This is a genomic window from Bradyrhizobium sp. USDA 372, assembly GCF_053629095.1.
Genome location: NZ_JBRJHR010000001.1, coordinates 735,605 through 760,313, shown reverse-complemented (window position 1 = coordinate 760,313; position 24,709 = coordinate 735,605). Strand labels below are relative to the sequence as shown.

The 24,709-nt window shown below is 65.1% G+C and carries 25 protein-coding genes; 15 read left to right on the top strand and 10 right to left on the bottom strand.

All coding sequences use genetic code 11. From position 1 onward, the window contains the following. Positions 1-54 precede the first annotated feature (54 nt). A complete protein-coding gene (locus AB7M16_RS03615) occupies positions 55-531 on the top strand; it encodes a MarR family transcriptional regulator (protein ID WP_453947122.1) in 477 nt (158 codons plus the stop codon). On the opposite strand, the gene AB7M16_RS03610 is transcribed toward AB7M16_RS03615, so the two are convergent. From AB7M16_RS03610 to AB7M16_RS03600, 3 genes are all read right to left on the bottom strand, one after another. Continuing rightward, complete coding sequence (locus tag AB7M16_RS03610) at positions 500-1,756, bottom strand: O-antigen ligase family protein (RefSeq protein WP_453943152.1); 1,257 nt, start codon at positions 1,754-1,756, stop codon at positions 500-502. The genes AB7M16_RS03615 and AB7M16_RS03610 overlap by 32 nt on opposite strands. Positions 1,757-1,909: 153 nt before the next feature. After that, positions 1,910-3,460, bottom strand: coding sequence for an undecaprenyl-phosphate glucose phosphotransferase (locus tag AB7M16_RS03605; RefSeq protein WP_439367124.1), 1,551 nt, complete (start codon positions 3,458-3,460; stop codon positions 1,910-1,912). A gap of 118 nt (positions 3,461-3,578) precedes the next feature. After that, entirely contained in the window at positions 3,579-4,712 is a 1,134-nt protein-coding gene (locus AB7M16_RS03600) for a glycosyltransferase family 4 protein (protein WP_453943151.1), read from the bottom strand. 201 nt (positions 4,713-4,913) lie between these two features. Here AB7M16_RS03600 and AB7M16_RS03595 point away from each other — a divergent pair, with 201 nt between their 5' ends. After that, positions 4,914-7,202, top strand: a complete 2,289-nt coding sequence (locus AB7M16_RS03595) for a GumC family protein (protein ID WP_453943150.1) — start codon at positions 4,914-4,916, stop codon at positions 7,200-7,202. A gap of 307 nt (positions 7,203-7,509) precedes the next feature. Here AB7M16_RS03595 and AB7M16_RS03590 read toward each other — a convergent pair whose 3' ends face one another. Continuing rightward, the gene (locus AB7M16_RS03590) at positions 7,510-8,691 is read right to left on the bottom strand and encodes a GNAT family N-acetyltransferase (protein WP_453943149.1); all 1,182 of its coding nucleotides are present in this window, start codon (positions 8,689-8,691) and stop codon (positions 7,510-7,512) included. A gap of 129 nt (positions 8,692-8,820) precedes the next feature. On the opposite strand from AB7M16_RS03590, the gene AB7M16_RS03585 reads away from it, so the two are divergent. Continuing rightward, positions 8,821-9,867 (top strand): polysaccharide deacetylase family protein, encoded by a 1,047-nt coding sequence (locus AB7M16_RS03585; RefSeq protein WP_453943148.1) that lies wholly within the window; start codon positions 8,821-8,823, stop codon positions 9,865-9,867. Here the strand turns inward: AB7M16_RS03585 and AB7M16_RS03580 are convergent. After that, positions 9,851-10,072 carry a DUF2842 domain-containing protein gene (locus AB7M16_RS03580; RefSeq protein WP_453943147.1) on the bottom strand — a complete coding sequence of 74 codons (222 nt, stop codon included), beginning with the start codon at positions 10,070-10,072 and terminating at the stop codon, positions 9,851-9,853. The two genes, AB7M16_RS03585 and AB7M16_RS03580, sit on opposite strands and share 17 nt — an antisense overlap. A 110-nt stretch (positions 10,073-10,182) precedes the next feature. Between AB7M16_RS03580 and AB7M16_RS03575 the strand changes: the two genes are divergently transcribed. Next, positions 10,183-11,265 (top strand): COX15/CtaA family protein, encoded by a 1,083-nt coding sequence (locus tag AB7M16_RS03575; RefSeq protein WP_453943146.1) that lies wholly within the window; start codon positions 10,183-10,185, stop codon positions 11,263-11,265. Here the strand turns inward: AB7M16_RS03575 and AB7M16_RS03570 are convergent, their stop codons facing one another. From AB7M16_RS03570 to AB7M16_RS03555, 4 genes are all read right to left on the bottom strand, one after another. Continuing rightward, positions 11,266-11,610 (bottom strand): hypothetical protein, encoded by a 345-nt coding sequence (locus AB7M16_RS03570; RefSeq protein WP_271498765.1) that lies wholly within the window; start codon positions 11,608-11,610, stop codon positions 11,266-11,268. A gap of 107 nt (positions 11,611-11,717) precedes the next feature. Further along, the gene (locus AB7M16_RS03565; RefSeq protein ID WP_260379370.1) at positions 11,718-12,998 is read right to left on the bottom strand and encodes an O-acetylhomoserine aminocarboxypropyltransferase; all 1,281 of its coding nucleotides are present in this window, start codon (positions 12,996-12,998) and stop codon (positions 11,718-11,720) included. Between the two features lie 149 nt (positions 12,999-13,147). After that, positions 13,148-13,732 (bottom strand): CoA-binding protein, encoded by a 585-nt coding sequence (locus AB7M16_RS03560; RefSeq protein WP_453943145.1) that lies wholly within the window; start codon positions 13,730-13,732, stop codon positions 13,148-13,150. 108 nt (positions 13,733-13,840) lie between these two features. Next, positions 13,841-14,665, bottom strand: a complete 825-nt coding sequence (locus AB7M16_RS03555; protein ID WP_453943144.1) for an enoyl-CoA hydratase — start codon at positions 14,663-14,665, stop codon at positions 13,841-13,843. An 85-nt stretch (positions 14,666-14,750) separates the two neighbouring features. On the opposite strand from AB7M16_RS03555, the gene AB7M16_RS03550 reads away from it, so the two are divergent. From AB7M16_RS03550 to AB7M16_RS03525, 6 genes are all read left to right on the top strand, one after another. Further along, positions 14,751-15,179, top strand: a complete 429-nt coding sequence (locus AB7M16_RS03550; protein WP_025036650.1) for a PaaI family thioesterase — start codon at positions 14,751-14,753, stop codon at positions 15,177-15,179. Positions 15,180-15,337: 158 nt separating this feature from the next. Then, entirely contained in the window at positions 15,338-15,802 is a 465-nt protein-coding gene (gene rplM, locus AB7M16_RS03545; RefSeq protein WP_018642440.1) for a 50S ribosomal protein L13, read from the top strand. A gap of 1 nt (position 15,803) precedes the next feature. After that, positions 15,804-16,283 (top strand): 30S ribosomal protein S9, encoded by a 480-nt coding sequence (gene rpsI / locus AB7M16_RS03540; RefSeq protein ID WP_018642439.1) that lies wholly within the window; start codon positions 15,804-15,806, stop codon positions 16,281-16,283. A 229-nt stretch (positions 16,284-16,512) separates the two neighbouring features. After that, positions 16,513-17,733, top strand: coding sequence for a GGDEF domain-containing protein (locus AB7M16_RS03535; protein WP_172783491.1), 1,221 nt, complete (start codon positions 16,513-16,515; stop codon positions 17,731-17,733). Positions 17,734-17,793: 60 nt separating this feature from the next. Then, complete coding sequence (locus AB7M16_RS03530; RefSeq protein WP_172783492.1) at positions 17,794-18,030, top strand: hypothetical protein; 237 nt, start codon at positions 17,794-17,796, stop codon at positions 18,028-18,030. Between the two features lie 101 nt (positions 18,031-18,131). Beyond that, on the top strand, positions 18,132-18,431 hold the full coding sequence (locus tag AB7M16_RS03525) for an antibiotic biosynthesis monooxygenase (RefSeq protein WP_439403310.1): 300 nt from the start codon (positions 18,132-18,134) through the stop codon (positions 18,429-18,431). A gap of 3 nt (positions 18,432-18,434) precedes the next feature. Here AB7M16_RS03525 and AB7M16_RS03520 read toward each other — a convergent pair whose 3' ends face one another. Beyond that, positions 18,435-19,586: an AI-2E family transporter gene (locus AB7M16_RS03520; RefSeq protein WP_453943143.1), complete on the bottom strand. Its 1,152-nt coding sequence runs from the start codon at positions 19,584-19,586 to the stop codon at positions 18,435-18,437. Between the two features lie 136 nt (positions 19,587-19,722). On the opposite strand from AB7M16_RS03520, the gene AB7M16_RS03515 reads away from it, so the two are divergent. The 5 genes from AB7M16_RS03515 (at position 19,723) to AB7M16_RS03495 (ending at position 24,670) form a co-directional block, all read left to right on the top strand. Continuing rightward, complete coding sequence (locus tag AB7M16_RS03515) at positions 19,723-20,427, top strand: hypothetical protein (RefSeq protein ID WP_212255160.1); 705 nt, start codon at positions 19,723-19,725, stop codon at positions 20,425-20,427. 90 nt (positions 20,428-20,517) lie between these two features. Further along, positions 20,518-21,276 (top strand): gamma-glutamyl-gamma-aminobutyrate hydrolase family protein, encoded by a 759-nt coding sequence (locus AB7M16_RS03510; protein WP_212255161.1) that lies wholly within the window; start codon positions 20,518-20,520, stop codon positions 21,274-21,276. A 300-nt stretch (positions 21,277-21,576) separates the two neighbouring features. Then, positions 21,577-22,395 (top strand): alpha/beta hydrolase, encoded by an 819-nt coding sequence (locus AB7M16_RS03505; RefSeq protein ID WP_453943142.1) that lies wholly within the window; start codon positions 21,577-21,579, stop codon positions 22,393-22,395. 134 nt (positions 22,396-22,529) lie between these two features. Continuing rightward, positions 22,530-23,912, top strand: a complete 1,383-nt coding sequence (locus AB7M16_RS03500; protein ID WP_212255163.1) for an NfeD family protein — start codon at positions 22,530-22,532, stop codon at positions 23,910-23,912. Then, entirely contained in the window at positions 23,909-24,670 is a 762-nt protein-coding gene (locus AB7M16_RS03495) for a slipin family protein (protein ID WP_172783499.1), read from the top strand. The genes AB7M16_RS03500 and AB7M16_RS03495 overlap by 4 nt, the downstream gene beginning before the upstream one ends. Positions 24,671-24,709 lie beyond the last annotated feature (39 nt).

Sequence of the window (24,709 nt, the reverse complement as noted above, 5' to 3'; positions counted from 1 at the left end):
GTCTTGTCAAGGACGAAGGCGCGCGCGGCGCTGTTGCTGGAGCTCGAAGAGGCGATGCGCAGGTCGTCGGCGCAAGGCGTGCTCTATGGCCAGACCGTCGCCAACGTTGCCGGAATTGCCAATTCCGACCTCGAATGCATGGACATCCTCTATCTCGAGGGCCGCGTCACCGCGGGCCGGCTCGCGGAGGTCACCGGCCTGACCACCGGCGCGATCACCGGCGTGGTCGACCGGCTCGAGAAGGCGGGCCTCGTGCGCCGCGAGCGCGACGAGAAGGACCGCCGCAAGGTTTTCATCGCGGTCGTGCCCGAGGCGATCGCAAGGCTCAGCCAATTCTACGTGCCGATGCAGCAGGCGATGGAGAAGGTCTTTGGCGCCTATTCCGACAACGAGCTGCGCTTGCTGCTGCGCTTTGCCAATGAGGCTCACAAGGGTGTGCTGACGGCAACCGAGGCGCTGAAGGGGCTGCTCGACACGCCGCCGGAGAAGCGGCCCGAGCTCAAGCTGAAGAAGCGTCCTCGCCAGTCCTAGTCTTGTAGGCCTGCGCGGCCGCGATCATGCCCCACACCGCGCCCAGCATCATCCAGAAGTGCCGCCAGTGGTCGGTGTCGATCACGAAGCTTTCGCCGACGGTGCCGAGGAAGGCGGAAAACACCGCGAGGTATGCGCGCTGCCACGGCACAGGGATGAAGACGTGGCGGAACCCCATGATGACGGTGGTGAAGACCAGCGCGGGATAGCACACGCCGGACAGCCAGCCGCCGGACATGAAGGCGTTGAGGTAGGAGTTGTGAGTGTCTTCGGGGAAGTAGCGGTGGAATTGCAATGGGCCGATGCCGAACGGCAGGTCGAGCGCCATCTCAGCGCCGAGGATGTGGCGGCCGAAGCGGCCGAAGCGGCCTTCGTCATAACTCTGGTCGAAGCTCGCGCGCTGCTTGAACATCTCCGCGGTGGCATCAAGCGACAGCAGCACGGCGATCAGCGCGAGGCCGAGCACCGCGGCGACGATCGCCATGATGACGATGCGCGAGCGCTGCGCGTTGGTGCGGCTGGTCAGCACCATCAGCGCCAGCATGAAGGCGGAGGTCAGCACCAGGCCGCCCCAGGCGGCGCGCGAGAAGGCGAGCAGGATCGCCAGCGACATGATGCCGAAGGCGATGACGTTGCGGAAGGCCTTGGCCAATTTGTCGGAGACCACGCTCTGGAGCGCGAACAGCGCCGGCAGGATCAGGAAGGCGCCGAGCACGTTCGGGTCCTTGAACGTGCCGCGCGCGCGGCCGTAGAGCGTGAGCAGGTCGTTTCCCCCGGGGATCAGGTGGAAGTAGCCGGCGACTGCCAAAAGCGAGGCGATCATCGCGCCGACCACGAGGCCTCGGCGCAGCATGTCGAGCCGCGCCGTCGTGTCCTCCGAGACGACCATCGCGAAGAACACCACCGTCACCGCCATGTACCAGGAGGTCGCGATCCAGCTCACCACCTCTGACTTGTCGAACAGCGGAATCGCGCTGATGGTGTAGCCGACATTGAGCAGGACCAGCAGCAGCACCAGCGGCATCAGCACGAGCTTCAGCCGCAGGCCGGTGGCGAAGAAGGTGACGGTGGCGAGCAGCGTGGCGATCTCGTAGGGGCTCGGCTCGATGAACACGATGGCGCCGGAGGCGCCGACCAGCCACACCATCGCGCGCTGCAGCGCCAGCACGCCGGGCGCAGCCGGTGCGGCTACGTTCACTCCACCGGCTGTCGCCGCATACGTCATCACACGCTCTACGCTACTCTTAACGCTACAAATACAGCTGTCATCGCCCGGCTTGACCGGTCGATCCAGTACGCCCCGGTGGCCATTTGCGGAAAATCACTGGCGCCGCGGCGTACTGGATGCCCCGGTCAAGCCGGGGCATGACAGCGAAACTCAATACGCGTTCTCGTTCTTGGTCAGCAGCGAGATCGGCGTCTTCAGGAGAATGACGAGGTCGAACAGCACCGACCAGTTCTCGATGTAATAGAGGTCGAACTCGACGCGCTTCTGGATCTTCTCTTCGTTGTCGATCTCGCCGCGCCAGCCGTTGATCTGGGCCCAGCCGGTGATGCCCGGCTTGACGCGGTGGCGGGCGAAATAGCCGTCCACGGCTTCGTCGAACAGGCGGCTCTGGAGCTTGCCCTGCACCGCATGCGGGCGCGGGCCGACCAGCGAGAGATTGCCTGAAAACACCACGTTGAAGAGCTGCGGCAGCTCGTCCAGGCTGGTCTTACGGATGAAGCGGCCGACGCGGGTGACGCGCGGATCGTTCTTGGTCACGACCTTGGAGGCGGTCGGATCGGCCTGATGGTGGTACATCGAACGGAACTTGTAGACGTCGATGCGCTCGTTGTTGAAGCCGAAGCGCTTCTGGCGGAACAGCACCGGGCCGGGGCTGTCGAGCTTGACGGCCAGCGCAACCAATCCCATCACCGGCAGGGCTGCGAGCAGCGCGAGGCTGCCGACGATGCGGTCGAACAGCCATTTCATCACCAGGTCCCAATCGGTGATCGGCGCCTCGAACACGTCGAGCGTCGGCACCTCACCTAGATAGGAATAGGAGCGGGGCCGGAAGCGCAGCTTGTTGGTGTGCGCGGAGAGGCGAATGTCGACCGGGAGCACCCAGAGCTTCTTCAGCATCTCCAGGATGCGCGTCTCCGCCGAGATCGGCAGCGCGAATAGAACGAGATCGACGCGGGTGCGGCGGGCGAACTCGACGATGTCGTCGACCTTGCCGAGCTTGCGCGCGCCGGCGCAGGTGTCGAGCGCGCGGCTGTCGTTGCGGTCGTCGAACACGCCGAGCACGTGGATGTCGGAATCTTCCTGCGCCTTCAGCGCCTCGACCAGCTGCTCGCCGTTGCTGTCGGAGCCGACGATGATGGTGCGCCGGTCGAGCCGGCCCTCTCGCGCCCAGGCGCGGACCAGCGAGCGCAGCACCAGACGCTCGGCCATCAGGGCCGCGAGTCCGAGGAAGTAGAAGGCCGCCAACCACAGCCGCGAGACCTCGCTGCCGAACTTGGCGAAGAAGGAAATGCCGATGAAGAGCAGGAAGACGAACGACCAGGACGAGATCATCCGCGTCATCTGCCGGAGCTGACCACGGAACAGCTGCACCTGGTAGATGTCGGCGGCCTGGAAGCAGACCACGGCGGCGATGGCGACGGCGATGACCTCGGCTGGATAGACCCAGCTGAACGCCCCCGCGAGCGGCATGACATAGCCGAGATAGACCGCGATACCGACGAGGCTCAGCAGCGCGAAATCGGCAAGGCGCACGAAACCGGCGATCACGATCGGCGAATAGGCACGCGCGACCTTCTGGTTGACGACGTCGAGCGCCGCAGGCGAGAGCCGGCGACGGCGCTCCACGAAGGGCTGGTCAGCAGGCTTTGCCGCAGCGCTGGCCGCGGCATCGAACATCGAGCGTGCGTTGAGCGGTTCCACGGGCGTCCACGTCCATTCCAAAACCCGCGGCACGGCCTTGCGCGCCCGGGCAAGCATCCCCTGGCGCTTCGATTATCGGACAAATCGGAAGATTCTCTAAAGCCGGACTTAAGGGTGGTTAATGATTGGCAAATGCGTCGCGATAGCCGGCGAGCACGCCCTCGACCATCGCGGCCTGCGAGAAATGCGCCGAGATGCGCTCGCGCAAGGAGACCGCGCGTTGCGCGGTGGTGTGCGGATCATCGAGTGCTGCGGCGATCGCCTCTGCCATGGCTTCGGGATCGCTGGGCGCGAACAGCGCCGGGCTGTCGGCGCCCAGGATCTCGGGGATGCCGCCGATCTTGGATGCGATCATCGGAATGCCCGCGGCGCCGGCCTCGATCACCACGTAAGGCATGGAATCGCCGCGCGAGGGGACGACGAGCAGCCGCCCCTTGGAGAAGCCGTAGCGCGCCTTGACGTGACCGATGAAGCGGATGGCGCTCCCGAGGCCGAGCCGCTCGCTCTGTGCCTTCAGCGCGGCCGTCTCCTCGCCGTCACCGCCGAGCGTGAGCGTGACCTTCTTGCCGCCCTCGTGCAGGCGCGCCACGGCGTCGACCAGCAGGTCGGCGCCCTTGATGTGCCTGAACTCGCCGACATAGCAGAGGTCGGTCGCATCCTCGCCGGTAATGACCGGCTCGAATTCCTCCGGCGTCACGCCGTTGAAGACGCAATGCACCACGCCCTTGGGCGTGCCGACGATGCGCTGATAGGTGTCGCGCGCAAAGGCACTCTCGAACAGGAACAGGTCCGTCGAATCCATCAACGCACGCTCGAGCCGCGCGTAGAACTCGCCCTTGAAGGTATTGAGCGGGTAGTGCAGCGAGCCGCCGTGCGGGGTGTAGATGCGGATCGTCTTGTCCGAGCGTCGCCGCATGCGGATGAAGGCGCCTGCCTTGGCACCGTGGCCGTGCATCACGTCGGGCTTGAGTGCGGCGATGAGCCGCCGCATGCGGAGCCATACCAGGACGTCGTCCGGCGACGGTTCGCGGCGGATCGCCATACGATGCACGCCGAGCTTCAAGCGCGGCGCGAGCTCGGTCAGCGCCTTGTCGGCGCGCTCGCCGCCGGTGAGGCTGTCGGCGAGGATGCCGACATGATGGCCGCGGTCGACCTGGCCGTTGGCGACGTCCAGGATGTGACGGAAGATGCCGCCGACCGGAGCGCGCACGGCGTGAAGGATGCGAAGCGGCCGGTCGGGAGAGGGGGGCATGATCAAAACCAGCTCGACGGCGACTGCCGAACAATTGTCACGAAATAATCGCGATGGATTAAGGGGCCTCGTGGTTAACAAACGGTGACGGGCGCGCGCGCGTCAGGCGCGTGCTGTCGCGATTAACCCAGCGGCAACCTTAATGGAGTGTAATCGCCCCGGTTGAGGTAGAGTCGCAGCGTTGCCCTGCGGGAGTGTTCGATGCGTTTAGCGTTCTGGCGTGCCGGCAAGGACAAGGCTGTAATCGAGCGGGCCGTCGCGAAGTCCAAGGGCGAGGCTGCGCCCAAGATCGAAGCCACCATCGAAAAGATCGACGCCAAGATCGAGGCGAAGCCTGCGTCCGTCAGCGCGAAGCCAGGGCAAGTCGAATCCGGCGATATCGACCTGCACGCGCTCGGTGCCGCCCTGGCGCGCAAGCGCGGCTGGGTCATCGTGCCGACAGTGCTGGCGCTCGTTGCGTCCCTCGCCATCGTCAATCTCGTCACGCCGCGCTACAAGTCCGAAACCCGCATCCTGATCGACGGCCGCGAGAACGTGTTCCTGCGTCCGAACAGCGACCGCACCGAGGAGCGGCAGGCGCTCGATGCCGAGGCCGTCACCAGCCAGGTGCAGCTGGTGCTGTCGCGCGATCTCGCGCGCGAGATCATCAAGAAGAACAAGCTCGCCGAGCGCCCGGAATTCGATCCCGTCCTGCAGGGCATCTCGCCGCTGAAGTCGCTTGCCGCGCTCATCGGCATCGGCCGCGATCCTTTCGCAATGACGCCGGAAGAGCGCGTGCTCGATTCCTATTATGAACGCCTTCAGGCCTACGCCGTCGACAAGTCGCGCGTGATCGTGGTCGAATTCCAGTCCGCCGATCCCGAGCTTGCCGCGCGCGTCGCCAACTCGATCGCCGACGGCTATCTCGTGCTGCAGCAGGCGGCGCGCCAGGAGCAGGCCAAGAACGCCAGCCAATGGCTGGCCGGCGAGATCGAGAGTTTGCGCAAGAAGGTCTCGGAGGCCGAAGCCAGGGTCGAGGACTTCCGTTCCAAGTCCAGCCTGTTCGTCGGCACCAACAACACCACGCTGTCGAACCAGCAGATGGGCGAGGTCAACACCCAGCTCAACAACGCGCGCTCGATGAAGGCGGATGCAGAATCCAAGGCACGGCTGATCAAGGAGATGCTCCAGAGCGGCAAGCCGATCGAGGCATCCGAGGTCGTGAACTCCGAATTGATGCGCCGGCTGTCGGAGCAGAGGGTGACGCTGCGGGCGCAACTCGCCGAACAATCCTCGACGCTGCTCGGCAATCATCCCCGGATCAAGGAGCTGAAGGCGCAGCTCGGCGACCTCGACAATCAGATTCGCGACGAAGCGGCCAAGATCTCGCGCTCGCTCGAGAACGATGCCCGGATCGCCAGCGGCCGGGTCGATGGCCTGACCGTGAGCCTCGAGCAGCTCAAGAAGCAGGCGGCCTCCACCAACGGCCAGGACGTCCAGCTCCGCGCGCTCGAGCGCGAAGCCAAGGCGCAGCGCGATCTGCTCGAGACTTACCTTGCCAAGTATCGCGAGGCCAACACCCGCGAGACCATCGACACCGCGCCGACCGATGGCCGCATCATCTCGCGCGCCATCGTCTCGAACACGCCGGCCTATCCGAAGAAGCTGCCGATCGTGCTGATCGCGACGATCGCCACGCTGCTGCTCTCGTCCGGCGTCGTCGTCACCGGCGAGCTGCTGCGCCAGACCGCGCCGCGCGCGGCGACGGGTCCTGCGCGCGCGCCGGTGCGTGAGGAGCGGCGGGTCGTTCAACGGGCCATCGAGCCCGCGTTCGACAGGGCCGTGGATCCGGTGTTGGCGGAGCCCGCGCCGCTGCAGCCGGAGATGACGGCCGATTTGGACACCGGCGAATTCACCGAGATCGAACGTCTGGCCGACGATCTGCGTGCCGCGGGCGCCGCGGCCAAGAAGGTGACGGTGCTCGGCACCGCGCCGGGCGAAGCCATCACGCTGTCGACGCTGACGCTGGCGCGGAACCTGGCGCGCGATGCCCGCGCCGTCGTGGTCGATCTCGCCGCATCCTCGCCGACGATTGCCGCAGTCTCCGTCGATGCGCAGTCGCCGGGCCTTGCCGAGCTGATGCAGGGCGAGGCCTCGTTCGCGCAAGTCATCACCCGGGACAAGCTGTCGCGGCTGCATCTGGTCATGGCCGGCCGCCCCGGCTTCGATCGCAGCCTGCTGCAATCGCCGCGCGTCGCGCTTGCGATCGACGCGCTGCTGCGGGCCTACGATCACGTGCTGATCGACGCCGGCAGCGCCTCCGACCTTCCGGCCGAGCTGTTGACGGCGCATGCCCGCGCCGTCGTGGTGCCTGACGCCGCGATGGCTCCGGATGCGCGCACGCAGATGTGCGAGCAGCTGAGAGCCGTCGGCTTCAGCGCGGTGACGATGCTGAGCAAGCCGGTGCAGCCGTCCGATGCCGCCGAGACGCCGCGCGTGGTAGCGGCGTAGGCGTTCTTACCCTCTCCCTTGTGGGAGAGGGTGGCTTCGCGTAGCGAAGCCGGGTGAGGGGTCTCTATCCTCACGAACAATCCGGCGAGTCGAGAGAACCCCTCATCCGGCGCTTCGCGCCACCTTCTCCCACAAGGGGAGAAGGGAAGATAGAACTCGTAGGGTGGGCAAAGGCGCCCTTGCGCCGTGCCCACCGCCTGTCCAATGCAGTAACGGAAGAGGTGGGCACGCTTCCGCCTTCGCTCTTCGAGCTACGGCGGACAAGTCGCTTTGCCCACCCTACGAAATTGGCGTTTGTGGAGAGATCTTACCCGAACGCCTGCCGCAGCCGCCGGGCCATGTCGAACAGCATCTGGTTCTGCTTCACCAGCCGCTTGCCATGGCTGAGCGAGGACATCGCCATGGCCGCGAGCTTGCCGCGCGAGGTCAGGGGGACGAAGCTGTCGAAGATCGCATCGTCGTCCTTGCAGAACATCCGCTTGTAATCGTCCGAACCGATGCCGAGGTCGAGCGAGCGGTAGCCGCGCTCGCCATAGCGGTCGATGATGTAGCGCATCAGGATCAGGCCGGGGCTGTAGCGGGCGTGCTCGGTCATCGTGTAGGTGTTGAACATCATCGAGAAGCGCGTCCCGTCGGCGACGCCGGCGAAGATCGCGATCACCTCCTCGTCGCATTCCAGCGCATGAATGTCGATGACATGACCTTCACCGCGCGGTGCAAGACAGGCGCTGCGGACGAATTGCTCGACGCCGGGTTCGGCGAAGACGTTCGGGAGCTTCTGCTCTGCCATCCGCGCCGGCTTGACGCGGAAGAACCAGTCGAGCAGGCGGGTGATGTCTGCGTCTGACGTGGCCAGGTGATAGCGATAGCCGGCGAGGGACTGAAGCTTCTTTTCCTTGCTCTTGAGGCGGCGGCGGAGGGAATTGCTGATCCGCGATGCCGGCGGACCGCCCGGCTCCATCAGCAGCCGCGGACAGGCGTTGATCGCGCGCTGCCGCGGCAGGGCTGCAAAAGGGTTCTGCTGGTCGTGCCAGCGCTCAGGTTGCTGCGTCAGCGCGAGCACGTCGACGTGCTCACCGAGCGGCGCAAGCAGTGCATGGAGATCGGCGCCGGCGGCCTCTGCTGCGAACTCTGCGTTCCACAGGCCCATGTTGAAGGTCGTATGCTTGCCGCCCATGAAGCCGGCGGTGCGCAAGCCGTGGCGCTCGCGCAGCGAGAGCGGCAGCAGCAGCAGCGGCCGGCGCTCGGCGTCGCGGGCGATCACGATGAACGGCCGCGCACCTTCGTGGGCGCCGACCAGTCGCTGCCACGGACTGAGCAGGTCGAAGCGCTGGTAGGGCGTGAAGAGATGGCCGTGTTCCTCGAAGGCACGCCAGACCGCCTCGGCCTCGGCGAGATCGGTGACGATATCGACCTGCGCAATACGGCTCGCTTTCGACCGCGCTGGCGCTTCTGCCGTCCGGCTTTGCATCGCCGCAGCCATGGTCATTCGCGAAACCTGTCGAGAAATCGAAAATACGTATTTCGGCCTGTGGCCGACCTTTGCAAACAAAGGTCAACAAAGGGTAATGACAATGGCAGAGGGAACGGACCGCCGGCGCGCGCGAAGGGTGGGATTTTGGCTTCCGACGACAGATGGCTGGAACGGCTGCGCCTCGAGCTGGCCTGGTTCACCAGCCAGGCCATGCTGCGCAGTCGCGGTGCCGGCGCCATCCTGCGCTTCCAGCACGTGCGGCCGCGGCGGCGCGGATTTCAGCCGCTGCGCGAGCACGAGATCACGCCGCAATTCCTCGATCGCGCCATCCGCGCGCTGAAGCGGTGGAAGTACGATTTCCTCGGCATGGACGAGGTCTGCCGGCGCGCGGTGACGCTGCCGGAGAAGCGGCGCTTCGTGGCGCTGACCTTCGATGGCGCGCCCAAGGATCTCATCACCTTCGCCTATCCTGTGCTGGCGCGTCACGCCGTGCCATTCACGGTCTATGTGCCGACCGCTTTTCCCGACGGCGTCGGCGAGGCCTGGTGGCTCGGGCTGGAGCAGGTGATCGCACGCGAGAGCCGCATCAGCCTGATGATGGGCGAGAAGGAGCAGCGCTTCACCGTCGCCGACAAGGCGGGGAAACAGGCGCTGTTTTCGTATCTGGAGAGCTGGTTGCGCTCGCTGCCGCCGGCGGATCTGTCGGTCGCGATCGCCGATCTCTGCACGCGCTACCGGATCGACCTCGCCGCGCTCTCCCGCGAGGCGTCGATGGATTGGGAAGACCTTGCCAGGCTCGCCGCCGACCCGCTCGTGACGATCGGCAGCGCAACGGTGAACTATCCGGTCCTGGCCAACCTGAAGGACGCAGCCGCGCTGCGCGAGATGACGATGGGCAAGGCCGTGGCGGAATCGGCCTTCCAGCGCGAGATCAGGCATTTCGCCTTTCCGTTCGGCGACCGCGCTTCGTTCCGGCGCGGCCACGTCGTGATGGCGGAGGAGGCGGGCTTCGCCAGCGCCGCCTCGACGATCCCGGGCATCGTTGAGGCGGAGGGACGCACAAACTTGCGCGCGCTGCCGCGGATCCCCTGGGACGGGCGCGTGCGCTCGCTGCGGATGCTGCGCGTGCTGGTCTCGGGCGTCGCCTTTGCGCCGGTGAGGCCGACCGGGAGCGCTAAGAGCCAGACTTGACGCGATCGGGCCGCTGCATCCAGCTCACGATCGGCATCGCCGGCAGCACCCAGCCCATGCCGACCACCACATAGTAGATCGCCTGCCGCCAGCCGGATTCGGCGATCCACGGCATCTGCGCCGCCGCCATGCCGAGCAGGGCCCAGACGGTGGCCAGCACCAGGAGCAGGATGGCGCCGACGAACTTGCGGGTGCGGATCGTCATGGCTGGGACTTTAAGGCTTTCGCGTAACTTGCGCTGCGGGAGCGGGGGACTATAAGGGGCACGCAATCCGGTTCAAGTCTCTTAGCCACAGGCTTGGTTTTGTCTCTGAAATGACGACGATTTCCGCCCCATCCGAGCCGCATCGCGCCGTGCGCTGGTGGCTGATCTGCGTGGCCGTGCTGATCGCGCTGATGGTGCTGGTCGGTGGTGCGACACGGCTGACGGAATCCGGCCTTTCGATCGTCGAATGGAAGCCGGTCACGGGCAGTGTTCCGCCGCTATCGGAGGCGGCGTGGGCCGAGGCGTTCGAGGCCTACAAGAAGATCCCGCAATATCGCGAACTCAATTCAGGCATGAGCCTGTCCGAGTTCAAGGAGATCTTCTGGTGGGAATGGAGCCACCGGCTGCTCGGCCGCTTCATCGGCGTCGCCTATCTCTTGCCGTTCCTGTTCTTCCTCTGGCGCGGCGGGTTGTCGGGTGAGCTGAAGCGCAGGCTGTGGCTGCTGTTCGCGCTCGGCGGGCTGCAGGGGGCGGTCGGCTGGTGGATGGTGGCCTCGGGCCTCACGGAGCGGGTCGAGGTGTCGCAATATCGGCTGGCGACGCATCTTTCGCTCGCGCTCCTGATCTTCGCCGGCATCGTCTGGACGGTGCGGCGGCTCAAGGAGCGCCCGCACATCGCCGTGTCCGCGCGGCTGCGGTTCACGAGCGCGCTGCTGCTCGTGGTGACGTTCGTGCAGATCTATTTCGGCGCGCTGGTCGCGGGCCTGCGTGCCGGGCGGACCTACAACACCTGGCCTGAGATCGACGGGGCGCTCATCCCGTCGGCGGAGCGGCTGTGGTTCGAGACGCCGTGGTGGCGCAACATGTTCGACAATGTGCTGACGGTACAGTTCGAGCACCGCATGACCGCCTATGCGCTGTTCGTGCTCGCGCTGCTGCATGCGATCGACGCGGTGCGTTTGCGGGCAGGGGCGGCAGCCAGCGGCGCGTTGTGGCTGTTCGCGGCGGTGAGCGTGCAGGCGGTGCTCGGCATCCTCACGCTGCTCAACCAGGTGCCGATCGACCTTGCGCTTTCGCACCAGGCCGTAGCGATCGTGGTGTTGACGCTGGCAGTGATGCAGGTCGAGCGGCTCGCCTCACGACAGTCCGCGCAAGCGCAGCCGCGCGCGGTCCCCTTGGGGCAGCCCGGCTGATCAGCAATAGCCGTAGACGCCGCACGCATAGGGCAGGCGCCAGAAATAATCGACCTGCTTGCCGCCGTAATACGCGCCCTGATAATCGTAGCTCCAGGGGCGGCCATAATAGCCGGGCAGCGTGTGCGAGCCCGGCAGCAGCGGCGTACCAGGCAGGTTGCGGATATAGCTGCCGATGCCATAGGCCGGCGAGATCAGCGCATCCGGATCGGTCTCGACATAGACCTGTGGCGGGTCCTGCGGCGGCCCGGCCGCGCGCCGCTTCGGCGTCGCCGGCAGATCGGCGGCAACGGCAGCCGAGACCGTCAGCATCACTGCCAGGGCGGGCACCATCCAGCGCAGCATCGTCGGCTCCGAATCAAAGGGCGATCCAAGCACGATGTATGGGGCAGATATGGTTAATGAGGATTAACCGACGGCGGCCAAAGCGGCCGCCGTCGTTCCGGGGCGCGCTACGCCCCCAGCGCCTGTTCCAGATCCGCGATCAGGTCTTCCTTGTCCTCGATGCCGATCGAGAGCCGGACCACGTCGGGGCCGGCGCCGGACTTGATCTTGGCGGCGTCGTCGAGCTGGCTGTGCGTGGTCGAGGCCGGATGGATCACCAGCGAGCGGGTATCGCCGACATTGGCGAGGTGCGAGAACAGCTGCAGCTTCGACACCAGGCTGACGCCGGCATCATAGCCGCCCTTCAGGCTGAAGGTGAACACCGCGCCGGCGCCCCTTGGTGCGTATTTGCGCGCGAGCTGGTTGTACTTATCGTTCGGCAGGCCAGCATAGCTCACCGAGGCCACCGCAGGATGTCCCGCGAGGTATTCGGCAATGGCCTTGGCATTGTCGCAGTGCTTCTGCATGCGCAGCGGCAGCGTCTCGATGCCGGTCAGGATCATGAAGGCGTTGAACGGCGACAGCGCCGGGCCGAGATCGCGCAGGCCGAGCACGCGGCAGGCGATCGCGAAGGCGAAATTGCCGAAGGTCTCCTGCAGGCGGATGCCGTGATATTCGGGGCGCGGCTCCGACAGCATCGGATATTTGCCCCCCGTGGACCAGTCGAAGGTGCCGGCATCGACGATGATGCCGCCGAGCGAGTTGCCGTGGCCGCCCAAAAATTTCGTCAACGAGTGTACGACGATGTCGGCGCCGTGATCGATCGGACGGATCAAATAGGGCGAGGCCAGCGTGTTGTCGACGATCAGCGGAACGCCCGCCTTGCGTGCCACGGTCGAGATCGCCTCGATGTCGGTGATGCTGCCGCCGGGGTTGGCGATGGACTCGATGAAGATCGCCTTGGTGCGCGGCGTCACCGCGCGCTCGAAGCTTGCGATGTCGTCGGGATCGGCCCACACCACGTTCCAGCCAAAGCTCTTGAAGGCGTGCGTGAACTGGTTGATCGAGCCGCCATAGAGTTTTCGCGCGGCGATGAACTCGTCGCCGGGTTGAAGCAGCTGCTGCAGCACCACGACCTGCGCGGCATGGCCCGAGGCCACCGCGAGCGCGGCCGTGCCGCCCTCGAGCGCGGCGACGCGCTCTTCCAGCACGGCATTGGTGGGGTTGCCGATGCGGGTATAGATGTTGCCGAACGCCTGCAGTCCGAACAGCGAGGCGGCGTGGTCGGCATCGTTGAAGACGAAAGAGGTCGTTTGATAAATCGGAGTTGCGCGCGCGCCGGTGGTGGGGTCGGGCTGTGCACCGGCATGCACGGCAAGCGTTGAAAATCCCGGAAGGCGATCGCTCATTGAGGGCGTCCTGTTCTTGTGGTCTGAAATCGCGCGGCATGCTGATGGGCGGGGCGCCCGCCGTCAAGGCGCCGCTTCACATCAGGATCATTTGGGAATGATCGTGCTACGCATTGTCGCGCTCGCGAAACGAAGCCTTCGCAAGTGCGTCAGCTTTGCTCGCTCTTGTTCTTCGCAGCACGATCCGATGCGGCGGTGTTGCCACCGCTGACGCTCATCCGATTGAGTGATAGCCGCATGCCCTGCGTCGGCGCCGGCGCGCGCTTGGAGCTGAGCGTGCGCGAATTCACGCCCATCCAGGAGATTTCGGACGACAGGCGGCCATATTCGATCTTCGGGCAACGGTTCATGACCACCTTGATACCGACTGATTCCGCTTTCGCCGCAGCGGCATCGTCGCGCGCGCCGAGCTGCATCCAGATCACCTTCGGCAGCGGGTCGAGCGTGAGCGCCTCCTCGACGACCGGCATGATGTGGCTGGAGTTCCGAAAGATGTCGATCATGTCGACGGGACGGCCGATGTCCGAAAGTGACGCGACGAACGGCTTGCCGAGCAGCTCCTTGCCGACATGGCCGGGATTGATCGGGATCATGTCGTAGCCGCGCTGCGCCAGATATTTGAACGCGAAATAGCTCGGCCGCACATTGACCGGCGAGGCGCCGACCATCGCGATCGACTTCACGCTGTTGAGGATGCCGCGGATGTAATTGTCGGGATAGGCGTCGTGGTTCATTTGTCGTTCTTCTTTCTTGTCATTGCGAGGAGCGAAGCGACGAAGCAATTCAGGCTGTTTCCGCGGAGGGATTCCTGGATTGCTTCGCTTCGCTCGCAATGACGAATTTCACTCATCCCGCCATGTCGGCGTGCGCTTCTCGATGAAGGCGCCGATGCCTTCCTCGGCGTCGCGCGCCATCATGTTCTCGGTCATCACCTCTGCGGCATAGCGATAGGCGTCCGCAAGGCTCATCTCGGCCTGGCGGTAGAACGCCTCCTTGCCGAGCTTGATCGTGTAGGCGGATTTCAGCGCGACCTGCTGCGCGAGCTCGATCGCGGCGCCGAGCTCGGTGCCGGCAGGCACCACGCGGTTGACGAGACCGATCTCGCGGCCGCGGTCGGCCGTGACAGGCTCGCCCGTCAGCAGCATCTCCATGGCCTGCTTGCGCGGCACGTTGCGCGACAGCGCCACCATCGGCGTCGAGCAGAACAGTCCGATGTCGATGCCGGGCGTGGCGAACTTCGCCGCCTCCGATGCGATCGCCAGATCGCAGCTTGCCACCAGCTGGCAGCCCGCCGCGGTGGCGATGCCTTGGACGGCAGCGACCACGGGCTTGGGCAGGCGCACGATCGCCTGCATCATGGCACTGCATGCCGTCATGATCTGCGCAAAATAAGCCCGGCCGTGATCCGGATCGGTGCGGCGCGCGGTCAGTTCCTTCAGGTCGTGGCCGGCGGAAAAAGCCGGGCCGTTGGCTGCGATCACGACCGCACGGATGTGCCTGTGTTCCGCGATCGCATTGAGGCTCGCATGCAGCTGTCCGATCATTGCCTCCGACAGGCTGTTGCGCGCGGCTGGTCGGTTCAGCGTGAGCACGGCGACGCTGCCGACGATCTCGCGCAGCAGGATCGGCGGTTGCGGGGAGGGGGCGCGGGCGGCCTGGGAGGACATTGACGCGATTTCCCCTAAATGATTGCAATTGGATGACACCGATAACTTAATGTAACAGGGCAGGCGAAGCGAGGGTGGGGACGGCATGGCGTTAGCGAAAATGAGCGTGGCGGAGCTGGAGCAGTTCCTCCGTGACGAGTTTCCCCAGGCCTTCAGCGGTGACGACATCACGATCGAGAGCGCGGACGGCCAGACCAGCCTCTTGCGCCAGCGCTACAGCGAACGGATGCTGCGGCCGGGCGGAACCGTGTCGGGCCCGACCCTGATGGCGCTTGCGGATTTCGCGATGTACGTGGTGCTGCTGTCCGCGATCGGGCCGATCGGGCTCGCCGTCACCACCAATCTCAACATCAACTTCCTGCGCAAGGGCCAGCCCGGGCAGGACGTGCTGGCCGAGGCGCGGCTGCTCAAGCTTGGCAAGCGCCTTGCTGTGGGGGAGGTGAACCTCCTGTCCGGGACCTCACCCGATCCGATCGCCCACGTTACTTCGACCTATTCCATTCCAAATGTTTGAGCTTTTTGCAGGTAATATCACACCATATTTTTAAGCCATTGATTTTACGTTGCTAATTTGCACTCTGGGGCATTGACCGTTGCGCCTCTCTTCTCTAGAAACCCGCGCAGTCCGGCGCGATGTTCGCGCCGATATCTCCCGTCCACGGAAACTCCGACATGAAAACCTTTTCGGCAAAGCCGGCTGAGGTGACGAAGAAGTGGGTGCTGATCGACGCCAAGGGTCTGGTCGTCGGCCGTCTCGCCACCATTGTCGCCATGCGCCTGCGCGGCAAGCACCTCCCGACCTACACCCCGCACGTCGATTGCGGCGACAACGTCATCATCATCAATGCGCAGCATGCGGTCCTCACCGGTCGCAAGCGCGAGCAGAAGACCTACTACAAGCACACCGGCTATGTCGGCCACGTCAAGGAGCGCACCGCGCGCCAGATCCTCGAGGGCCGTCATCCCGAGCGCGTGCTCGAGAAGGCCGTCGAGCGCATGATCCCGCGTGGTCCGCTCGGTCGCGTCCAGATGGGCAACCTCCGCGTCTACGGCGGGGCTGATCATCCGCACGAGGCGCAGCAGCCCGAGAAGATCGACATCGCCAAGTTGAACCGCAAGAACACGAGGGCCGCATAACATGGCCGAATCCATTCAGTCGCTCGACCAGCTCTCGCAGCTCAAGACGGCGGCCGCGCCCGAGGCGCCCAAGCACGAGAAGAAGGTCGACAAGTTCAACCGCGCCTATGCGACCGGCAAGCGCAAGGATGCGGTCGCCCGCGTCTGGATCAAGCCGGGCGCCGGCAAGGTCACCGTCAACTCGCGCGAGGTCGAGGTCTATTTCGCCCGTCCCGTGCTGCGCATGATGATCGAGCAGCCGTTCTCGGTGGCCCAGCGTTCGGGCCAGTACGACGTGATCTGCACCGTCGCCGGCGGCGGTCTGTCCGGCCAGGCCGGTGCGGTCCGTCACGGTATCTCCAAGGCGCTCACCTATTTCGAGCCGGAGCTGCGCTCTGTGCTCAAGAAGGGCGGCTTCCTCACCCGCGACTCGCGCGTGGTCGAGCGCAAGAAGTACGGCAAGGCCAAGGCCCGCCGGTCCTTCCAGTTCTCGAAGCGTTAATCGCTTCGGTCGCATTCGCCGCGAAAGCGGCTTCAATGAGATGCAAAAGGGCGCTGATTTCAGCGCCCTTTTTGTTGTTCGTTTGTATGCAAATTGATGGCGTGTTTCCCGAAAACTTAGGGATCCGCGAAAACCTGAATGGAACCCGCGCGACCTAGCGTCGCCTTCGGAAGGGCGCGCAAATCGGCTGGGCCGATCGCGTAACTGCTATTTTCTAAAGGGGGCCGACATGATGTCGCTCGATAGCATCACGCTCTATTTGGTCGCCACCATGGTCGCCGCACTGCTCGGCGCCATGATGGTGTTTTTCGGCAAGCAGGAGAACAGCCCGGCGCTGAAATGGTGGGGCACCGCCTATCTGCTCGGTGCCGCCTCCGTCGCGTTATGGACCGCGGCGGGCGACAGGCTGGGGCCGCACTTGTACCTCGCGCTGAACGCCGTCGGTTTCGTCGCCTGCGGCATGGTATGGAACGCGGCGCGCGTCTTCCACGGACGCAAGCCGAACTGGCCCGGGCTCGTGCTCGGCGCGCTCGCCTGGGTCGCGGCTGCGACGCTGCTCGATCCCACGGCATCGATGCTGCGCATGCTCGTCGGTGCCGGCATCGTCTCGGTGTACGCGGCGCTGACTGCGAGCGAGCTCTGGACCGAACGGCGCAAGAGCGTGCAACGGCGCTGGCCGGCCCTCGTGATGCCGGTGATGCACGGCTGCGTGTTGATGCTGCCGATCGTGATCGGCAGCGTCCTGCGTCCGCATGATGCCGGCTTCTCCTCGAGCATCTGGGTTACGGTGTTCGCGGTCGAGCTCATCCTCTATGCCGTCGGTACGGTGTTCGTGATCTTCATGCTGGTGTCGGAGCGCACCGTCACCGCGCACCGGACTGCGGCATCGACCGATCCTTTGACCGGTATGCTCAACCGCCGCGGCTTCTCGGAGGCCTGTGCGCGCGTGATCGAGCGCGAGGCCAAGGCCGGGCGGCCCGTGACCGTGATGATCTTCGACATCGACCACTTCAAGTCGATCAATGACCGTTTCGGCCATCCCGCCGGCGACGAGATGCTCAAACTGTTCTCCACCGTCGTGGTCAGCAACTTGCGCATCTCCGACCTTTCGGGCCGGATCGGCGGCGAGGAGTTCGCCGCGCTGTTGCCGTGCGCGCTGGAGGAGGGCGTGCTGGTCGCCGAGCGCGTGCGCGAGGCGTTCGAGACCTCCGGCGTCGTGGTCGACGAAGGTCCGGTCGACACCACCGTCAGCATCGGCGTCGCCGGCGGTCCGGCCGGCACCGAGCTCGAGGTGCTGCTGGCCTCGGCCGACACCGCGCTCTACCAGGCCAAGCGCGGCGGCCGCAACCGCGTCGAGGCGGCCGAGGAGCTGCCGCTGTCGCTGGAGAACTGGCGGCGCCAGAGCGCGGCGCGGATCGGCGCATCGCAGGCGCGTCCGGTCACCGCGTGAGAATGCAGGGCGGGCTTGCGGTAAATCTCTGTTTACCATTCGATCCCTACCATCGTGGCCATGGAATCGATCCGCCGACAGAATCCGCAAGCCGCCCTGATGTCGCTCGAAGCCGAGGCCGCCTCGGCCCGCGGCGGCTTCGCCTGTCTGTTCTCGACTGCGGACGAATACGAGAGCGCGCTGATCACCGAGCGCCGCGCGCAAGGGCGCTACACGCAGCACCGTAGCTACTGGCCGTTCGTGCTGTTCGTGGGGTGTGCGCTGATCGTGACCGGCACCGTTCTGCTGTTCGCCTGACGCACCCGCAATTCGGCTGGGGCAGGGCGCCGTTCCGGCGCCTTTTTCTTTGGCTCCGGCTACGCTAGACACGGGCATCGAACAAACAGGGTGGAAAGCCGATGATCACCGAGATCGCGCAAATCGACGTCAAGCCGGGCAGCGAGAAGGATTTCGAGGCGGCCGTCGCCAAGGCCAAGGCCGCTTTCGGACGCTCCAAGGGCTTTCACGGCTTCGAGCTGCACAAGTCGATCGAGAAGCCGCAGCGTTACCGGCTGATGGTGAAATGGGCGACGCTGGAGAACCACACCGTGGACTTCCGCGGCTCGGAGAATTTCGCGGAATGGCGCGGCCTGGTCGGCCAGTATTTTGCCGCGCCCCCCGAGGTCGAGCACACCGAGACCGTGCTGACCACGGAATGAGTGTCAGGCCGCCTCCGCCAGAGGCGGCGCCTCATACATCTTGACATGGTCGATCATGACCTTGGCGATGGCGACCAGCGGGAGCGCCAGCGCGAGGCCCCAGATGCCGAAGACGACGCCGAGCAGGATCTGGAACGCGAACAGCGTGGCCGGCGGGATGTCGAGCGCCTGGCGCTGCAGGATCGGCGTCAGCACGTAGCTTTCCATGGCGTGCACGCCCATGAAGAGCAGAAACGCCGACAAGGCGGGAATCCATCCCGAGGCGAGGCTCGCCAGCACCACGATGACGCCGGCGATGATGGCTCCCACCGTGGGGATGAAGGCGAGCAGGCCCGCCTGAATCCCTAAGATGAACGCGCCGGGGATGCCGATGACGGCAAGTCCGATCCAGGTCACGGCACCGACCGCGATCATGACGATGATCTGGGCGATCAGCCAGCGCTCCAGCGTCTCCGCGATACGGTCGATGACGATGGCGACACGGGTACGCTGCCGCGCCGGTGCCAGGAACAGCAGGCCGTCATGATAGACTTTGGGCTGGGCGGCGAAGGCAAGGCCCAGGAACAGCACGATGAAGATGTTGCCCACGCCGTGAATGGTGCCGAGCAGCAGCTTGAGGGTCTGGCTCACGATCGCGCCGCCGCTGGAGGCGAGCGCGCCGGCGCTAGGCAGGGGAGCGCGCGAGGGTGTTGCCGGCGCGGGTGTCGCCTCCGAGGACGCGTTGGTCGCGGAGTCCGGCGCAGCGTTGCCGAGATCGAAGAAGCTGGTGTCGATGCCGTAGTTCTCGAGCAAGGACCTGACATTGGTGATCTGCGACTTGATGGTCTTGCTCAGGAGCGAGGCCTGTTCGGCAATGGTGGCGCCGCCGAGATAGGCGACGCCCGCAAGCAGCAGAGCGAGCGCGACGCAGACGATTGCAAGCCGCATTGTGTGAGGCAGGTGGACCCGTCGACCGAGCGCATTGACCAGCGCGTTGAGACCGAGGCCGAGCAGCATGCCGGTGAAGATCAGCAGCACGGTGGTCGCAAAAAACCAGGTGAAGGCGAGCAGCGCGGTGAACAGCACGACGCCGATGCCGCCGACCGCGATCGCCCAGGCCTGATCCCGCGCGAGGTCGGCACGGGCGCGGGGTCGTTCATCTGCGGGAAAGGTCACATCGTATCCTGTCTTTGGTAGCTGCAATCGGGGCACTCTTTCGACAAACGCGCCTCCGATCAAGAGCGGCAACGCGCCCGTTTGACGCCCCCGCGCGAACGGTGCAGAGCGGTGAGGAAACAGAAGTGAGGGGCGCTTGGGCACTATCAGCAAGTGGGCCGGTCTGCTCGGGCTCTTGGCTTTGCTCGTCGGTGGCGACCAGATCCGGATCAACCGGCCGGACCATAAATTCCGCCTGACGGTCGAGGTGACGACGCCAGCCGGGATCAAGACCGCCTCGGGCATTCTGGCTGTCGTGCCCGATCGCAACTACAACCGCAGTGGCCGCACCACGATGCGCGGGGAGGCCGTGTTCGTCGATCTCGGCCAAGGCAAGAACCTCGTGGTCTTGCTGGCGCATCAGCAGGGCGCCAAGCTCGACCTCGACGACATCAACTATGTGGCGCTCCGCGCCTATGGCATTGCGCGCGGCAGCCGGGTGTCGTTCAAGGACATGAGCCGGCAGACCGGCGTTGTCCCGGTGCAAGGGGAGCTCATCCCCGTGCTCGTGAGCTTCGGCGATCCTAGGGATCCCAAGACCGCGCGCCTTGTCGACAGCGGCCATGCAGAGGCAATCCTGGGAGACGGCTACGCGATCCGCGGCTTCTCCGCCGAGGTGGTGCCCAACGGGTTCTGGCCCATCGACTTCGGGGGCGCGCTCGGAGAGCCCGTGACGCGCGGTATCGAGGCCAGGCTTCCCTGGCTGGACGCGCCGGGCGAGACAGCGGCAATTGCGCTGAAGGCGGCCGGTCTGCCCGTGACCGGCGGGATGGAAGCCCGGGAGGCATTTGCGCGAAAATAGCATTGCCGTCCCGCGATCCCTTCTGTTGAATTTGTTTCATCTGAGGGGCATGTTTGGGGAATCTTCTTATCGGGAGGCGCGGAACGACAGATGAGAAAGCCGGTCGTCGGCGTGATCGGGAATTCCTATCGCGTCGAAAATCGATTTCAGGTCCAGATGGTTGGCGAGCGAAACCTGCGCGCCGTGGCCGAAGTCTCCGGCGGCTTGCCGCTGATGTTCGCGGGCTCGCCCGACATCACTGATATCCCGGCGCTGCTCGATACCGTGGACGGCATCATCCTGACCGGCGCCCGGGCCAACGTTCACCCGACCCGCTTCAACGTCGATCCCTGCGAGAAGCACGAGCCTTACGACATCCACCGCGACGAGGTCGCGCTGGCCCTTTCGGTCGCCTGCGTCGCCCGCGGCATTCCGCTGTTCGGCATTTGCCGCGGCCTGCAGGAGATGAACGTCGCCTTCGGCGGCTCGCTGCATCCCGAGATCCGCGAGATCCCCGGCCGCATGAACCACCGCATGCCCAGGCTCGAGAACGGCGATATCCATCCCGATCCGACCGTGGTGTTCGCCGACCGTCACGACGTCGACCTGACGCCTGGCGGCGCCTTCGCGACGATTCTCGGCTGCGAGAAGATCCGGGTCAATTCGCTGCACGGGCAGGGCATCCTCGATCCCGGCAAGCGCGTGCTGATCGAAGGCATCGCCGAGGACGGCACCATCGAGGCGATCCGCATCGCCGAAGCCCCGAGCTTTGCTCTCGGCGTGCAATGGCACGCGGAGTACGACCCGCAGCACAATCCGATCAACCGCAAGCTGTTCGAGGCCTTCGGCGAAGCGCTGGTGACACGGTAAAAGGCGGCGGCGTAGGCCACGCGGGCGCGAGTCTCGCTCTGTCCTCGTCATTGCGAGGAGCCCTTGCGACGAAGCAATCCAGGATCTTCCAGCGGAGGCAGTCTGGATTGCTTCGCTGCGCTCGCAATGACGGAATACGCGGCATTGCCGGTATTCTCTAGTTCTCAGCTCAACTTGCAAGCACGCGTTGACGATCTCCCGGCGGCTTTTGCCCGAGGCCTGACGTTGCGTGCTCGCGACCCGCGTTATGCAATCATGGTTCGTTCGAAATTCCGCCCGCGATAAACCAATCAGTAGGAATTGGTCCGCCGCGATAATCGCGGCTCTGATTTGTTCTTTGAGAACGAACTGGAGTCAGATGCAGAACGAAAGCTGACATCAGTATCGGCTTGCGGAAAGCCTTGCGAGCTGCAGAAGGCTTTCACGGCGACGTGGTATAGTGGAGGTAGATCCCATCTTAGTTGCGCGGTTGAAGGTGAGGAATTGCCATTGTCGGCTCATGACCATTGTTTCATCAAGGGTGCCGCTCCGGATCACACCCCGTTGCTGATGCTTCACGGTTCGAGCGGCACGGAGCTGGACATGGTGCCGCTGGCTGGGCGGCTCGCCCCGGGCTCGATGGCCGTCGCGCTTCGAGGCGCCGTGCCCTGGGAGGCCGGCTTCGCTTTCTTTCGCCGGTTCGAGGATCGCTCGATCGATGAACGCGATCTACTTGCCCGAGCCGATGTGCTGGCCGGCGAGGTGGTCCGGATCGGGAAGAACTATCGCTTCCCGAGGCCGCCGGTCGCGATCGGCTTTTCGAACGGCGCCATCATGGCCGCTGCGCTGCTCATGCTCTATCCTCGCTGTCTCTCCGGTGCCGTTCTTTTCAGGCCGCTGTCGCCGTTCGCGGTCGCTCCAGACACGCGCCTCTCGCGCGTCCCGGCTCTCCTGGTCGATGGTGACAATGACGAGCGGCGGCTGCGCGGCGACGGGGCTGGTCTGGCACAACGGCTGGCGCACATGGGCGCCGACGTAGCGCATCACGTGCTGCCGACGGGGCATTCGATCACGGAAGACGACATTGGCCTGACGCGCGAATGGTTGAAGCCGCTGCTAGGCCAGGCAGAAAGTGGATAGAGCCGCGCCGCGATCACATCGCAATCCTGCATGGGGCATTCCCATTGCGTTGCACAATGGCAACGTTGATCTCCATGCGCAGCATTGAGGTTTCATGAGAAGAATACCATATGCTCTGCAAGGGAGCCCGTGCCGTGCAGACCATGAAGGCGGCCCTCGTTGCGGCGATCACCGTCGTGGCTTTGATCTGCTGCCTCCTTCCCAGCTCAGCGGAGGAGAGCAAGCGCGTAGCCCTCGTTGTCTCGATCGACGGGGCGATTGGCCCGGCGTCAGCCAGCTACGTGCGGGAGGCCTTGGCCAGCGCGAGCGAACGGCGCGCCGAGGTCGTACTTCTGAGGATGAACACGCCCGGCGGGCTCAATTCCAGCATGCGCGAGATCATCGCGGATGTGCTCGCCTCGCCCGTCCCTGTCATTGGCTACGTCGCTCCCTCCGGCGCCCACGCGGCGAGTGCGGGGACCTATATCCTTTATGCGACCCACATCGCGGCGATGGCGCCAGGCACCAACATAGGTGCGGCGACGCCGGTCCAGATTGGCGGGCCGCTTCCGGGCCTGCCGAGCGGCACACCCGATAAGGATGGCAAAGACAAGAAGCATGAGCCGAAGGACGCGATGACGGCGAAGGCCACGAACGATGCCGTCGCCTTCATCCGAAGCCTCGCCGAGCTGCGCAACCGCAATGTGGACTGGGCAGAGAAGGCGGTCCGCGAGGCTGCAACACTCTCTGCCAACGGCGCGCTGGAGGCACATGCCATTGATCTCGTCGCGCGCGATCAGGCTGAATTGCTGCGGCAGGTTGATGGCCGCGTGGTGGAGCTCGCAGGCGGCAGGACGCAACGCCTCGCAACAAAGGATGCTGTCGTCGAAGCGGTCGAGCCCGGACGGATATCCCGGTTCCTGGCGGTCATCACCGACCCCAACGTGGCGTTCATTCTGCTGATGGTCGGCATCTACGGCCTGATCTTCGAGTTCATGTCTCCCGGAGCCGTCGCCCCGGGAGTCGTCGGCGCGATCTGCCTGCTGATCGGCCTCTATGCGCTCAATTTGCTGCCGATCAACTATGCCGGCCTCGCCCTGATGCTGGTGGGACTCGTGCTTCTCACCATCGAAGCCTTCAACCCGACCGTGGTGGTCGGCTTCGGCGGGATCATCGCCTTCGTGCTCGGAGCAATGATGCTGTTCAGGAGCGAGGCGCCTGGATACCAATTGTCGTGGTGGGTGATCGGTGTCACTGCGGTCGTGTTCAGCGGCTTTGCTCTGGTCGTGCTTGGTTCGCTGCGGCGCGTCCGCAAAGCTCCTGCGCTGGTCGGCGCGCAGGCCATGCGCGGCTTGCCCGCCGAGGTTCTCGACTGGAACGGGAACGAAGGCCATGTCTTCGCCCATGGTGAGCGCTGGCAGGCGCGCGGCGCCGAAACCTTCAAGCCCGGAGAGACGGTGGAGGTCGCCAATGTCGTCGACCTGACGCTGCTGATACGCCGCACACCCGCCCGGACAGGCGAGGGAGGTCCATCATGATGCTGGAATATCTGACGTATGCGGCGCTTGCGCTGCTTGTCATCGTGTTTCTATCCCAGGCTATTCGAATCCTGCGCGAGTACGAGCGCGGCGTCGTCTTCACGCTCGGCCGCTTTACCGGTGTGAAGGGCCCAGGCCTCATCCTGCTCGTCCCGATCGTGCAGCAACTCGTCAAGGTCGATCTGCGGGTGATGGTGCAGGTGGTGCCGCCGCAGGACGTAATTTCGCGAGACAACGTCTCCGTCAAGGTCAACGCCGTCCTGTACTTCCGCATCGTCGACCCCGAGCGCGCCATCATCAAGGTCGGTGACTACATGGCGGCGACCAGCCAGCTCGCCCAGACCACGTTGCGTTCGGTGCTCGGCAAGCACGAGCTCGACGAGATGCTTGCCGAGCGCGACAGGTTGAACGCCGATATCCAGGAGATCCTCGACAAGCAGACCGACGTCTGGGGCATCAAGGTCACCGGCATAGAGATCAAGGACGTCGATATCAACGAAACCATGGTTCGCGCGATTGCCAAACAGGCCGAGGCGGAGCGCCTGCGGCGGGCAAAGGTGATCAATGCGATGGGCGAGCAGCAGGCCGCCGAAAAGCTCGTCGAAGCCGGCCGGATCCTGGCGCAGGAGCCTCAGGCAATGCAGCTGCGTTACTTCGCGGCTCTGCACGACATCGCCGGTGAACGCTCGTCGACAGTGGTGTTTCCGCTCCCCACCGGCCTGCTCGACCATTTGATGCCGCGACCTAACAACCCGTAACGGAAGGCGGCGAGCGCGAGCGCGTCGAGGCCGGCCTTT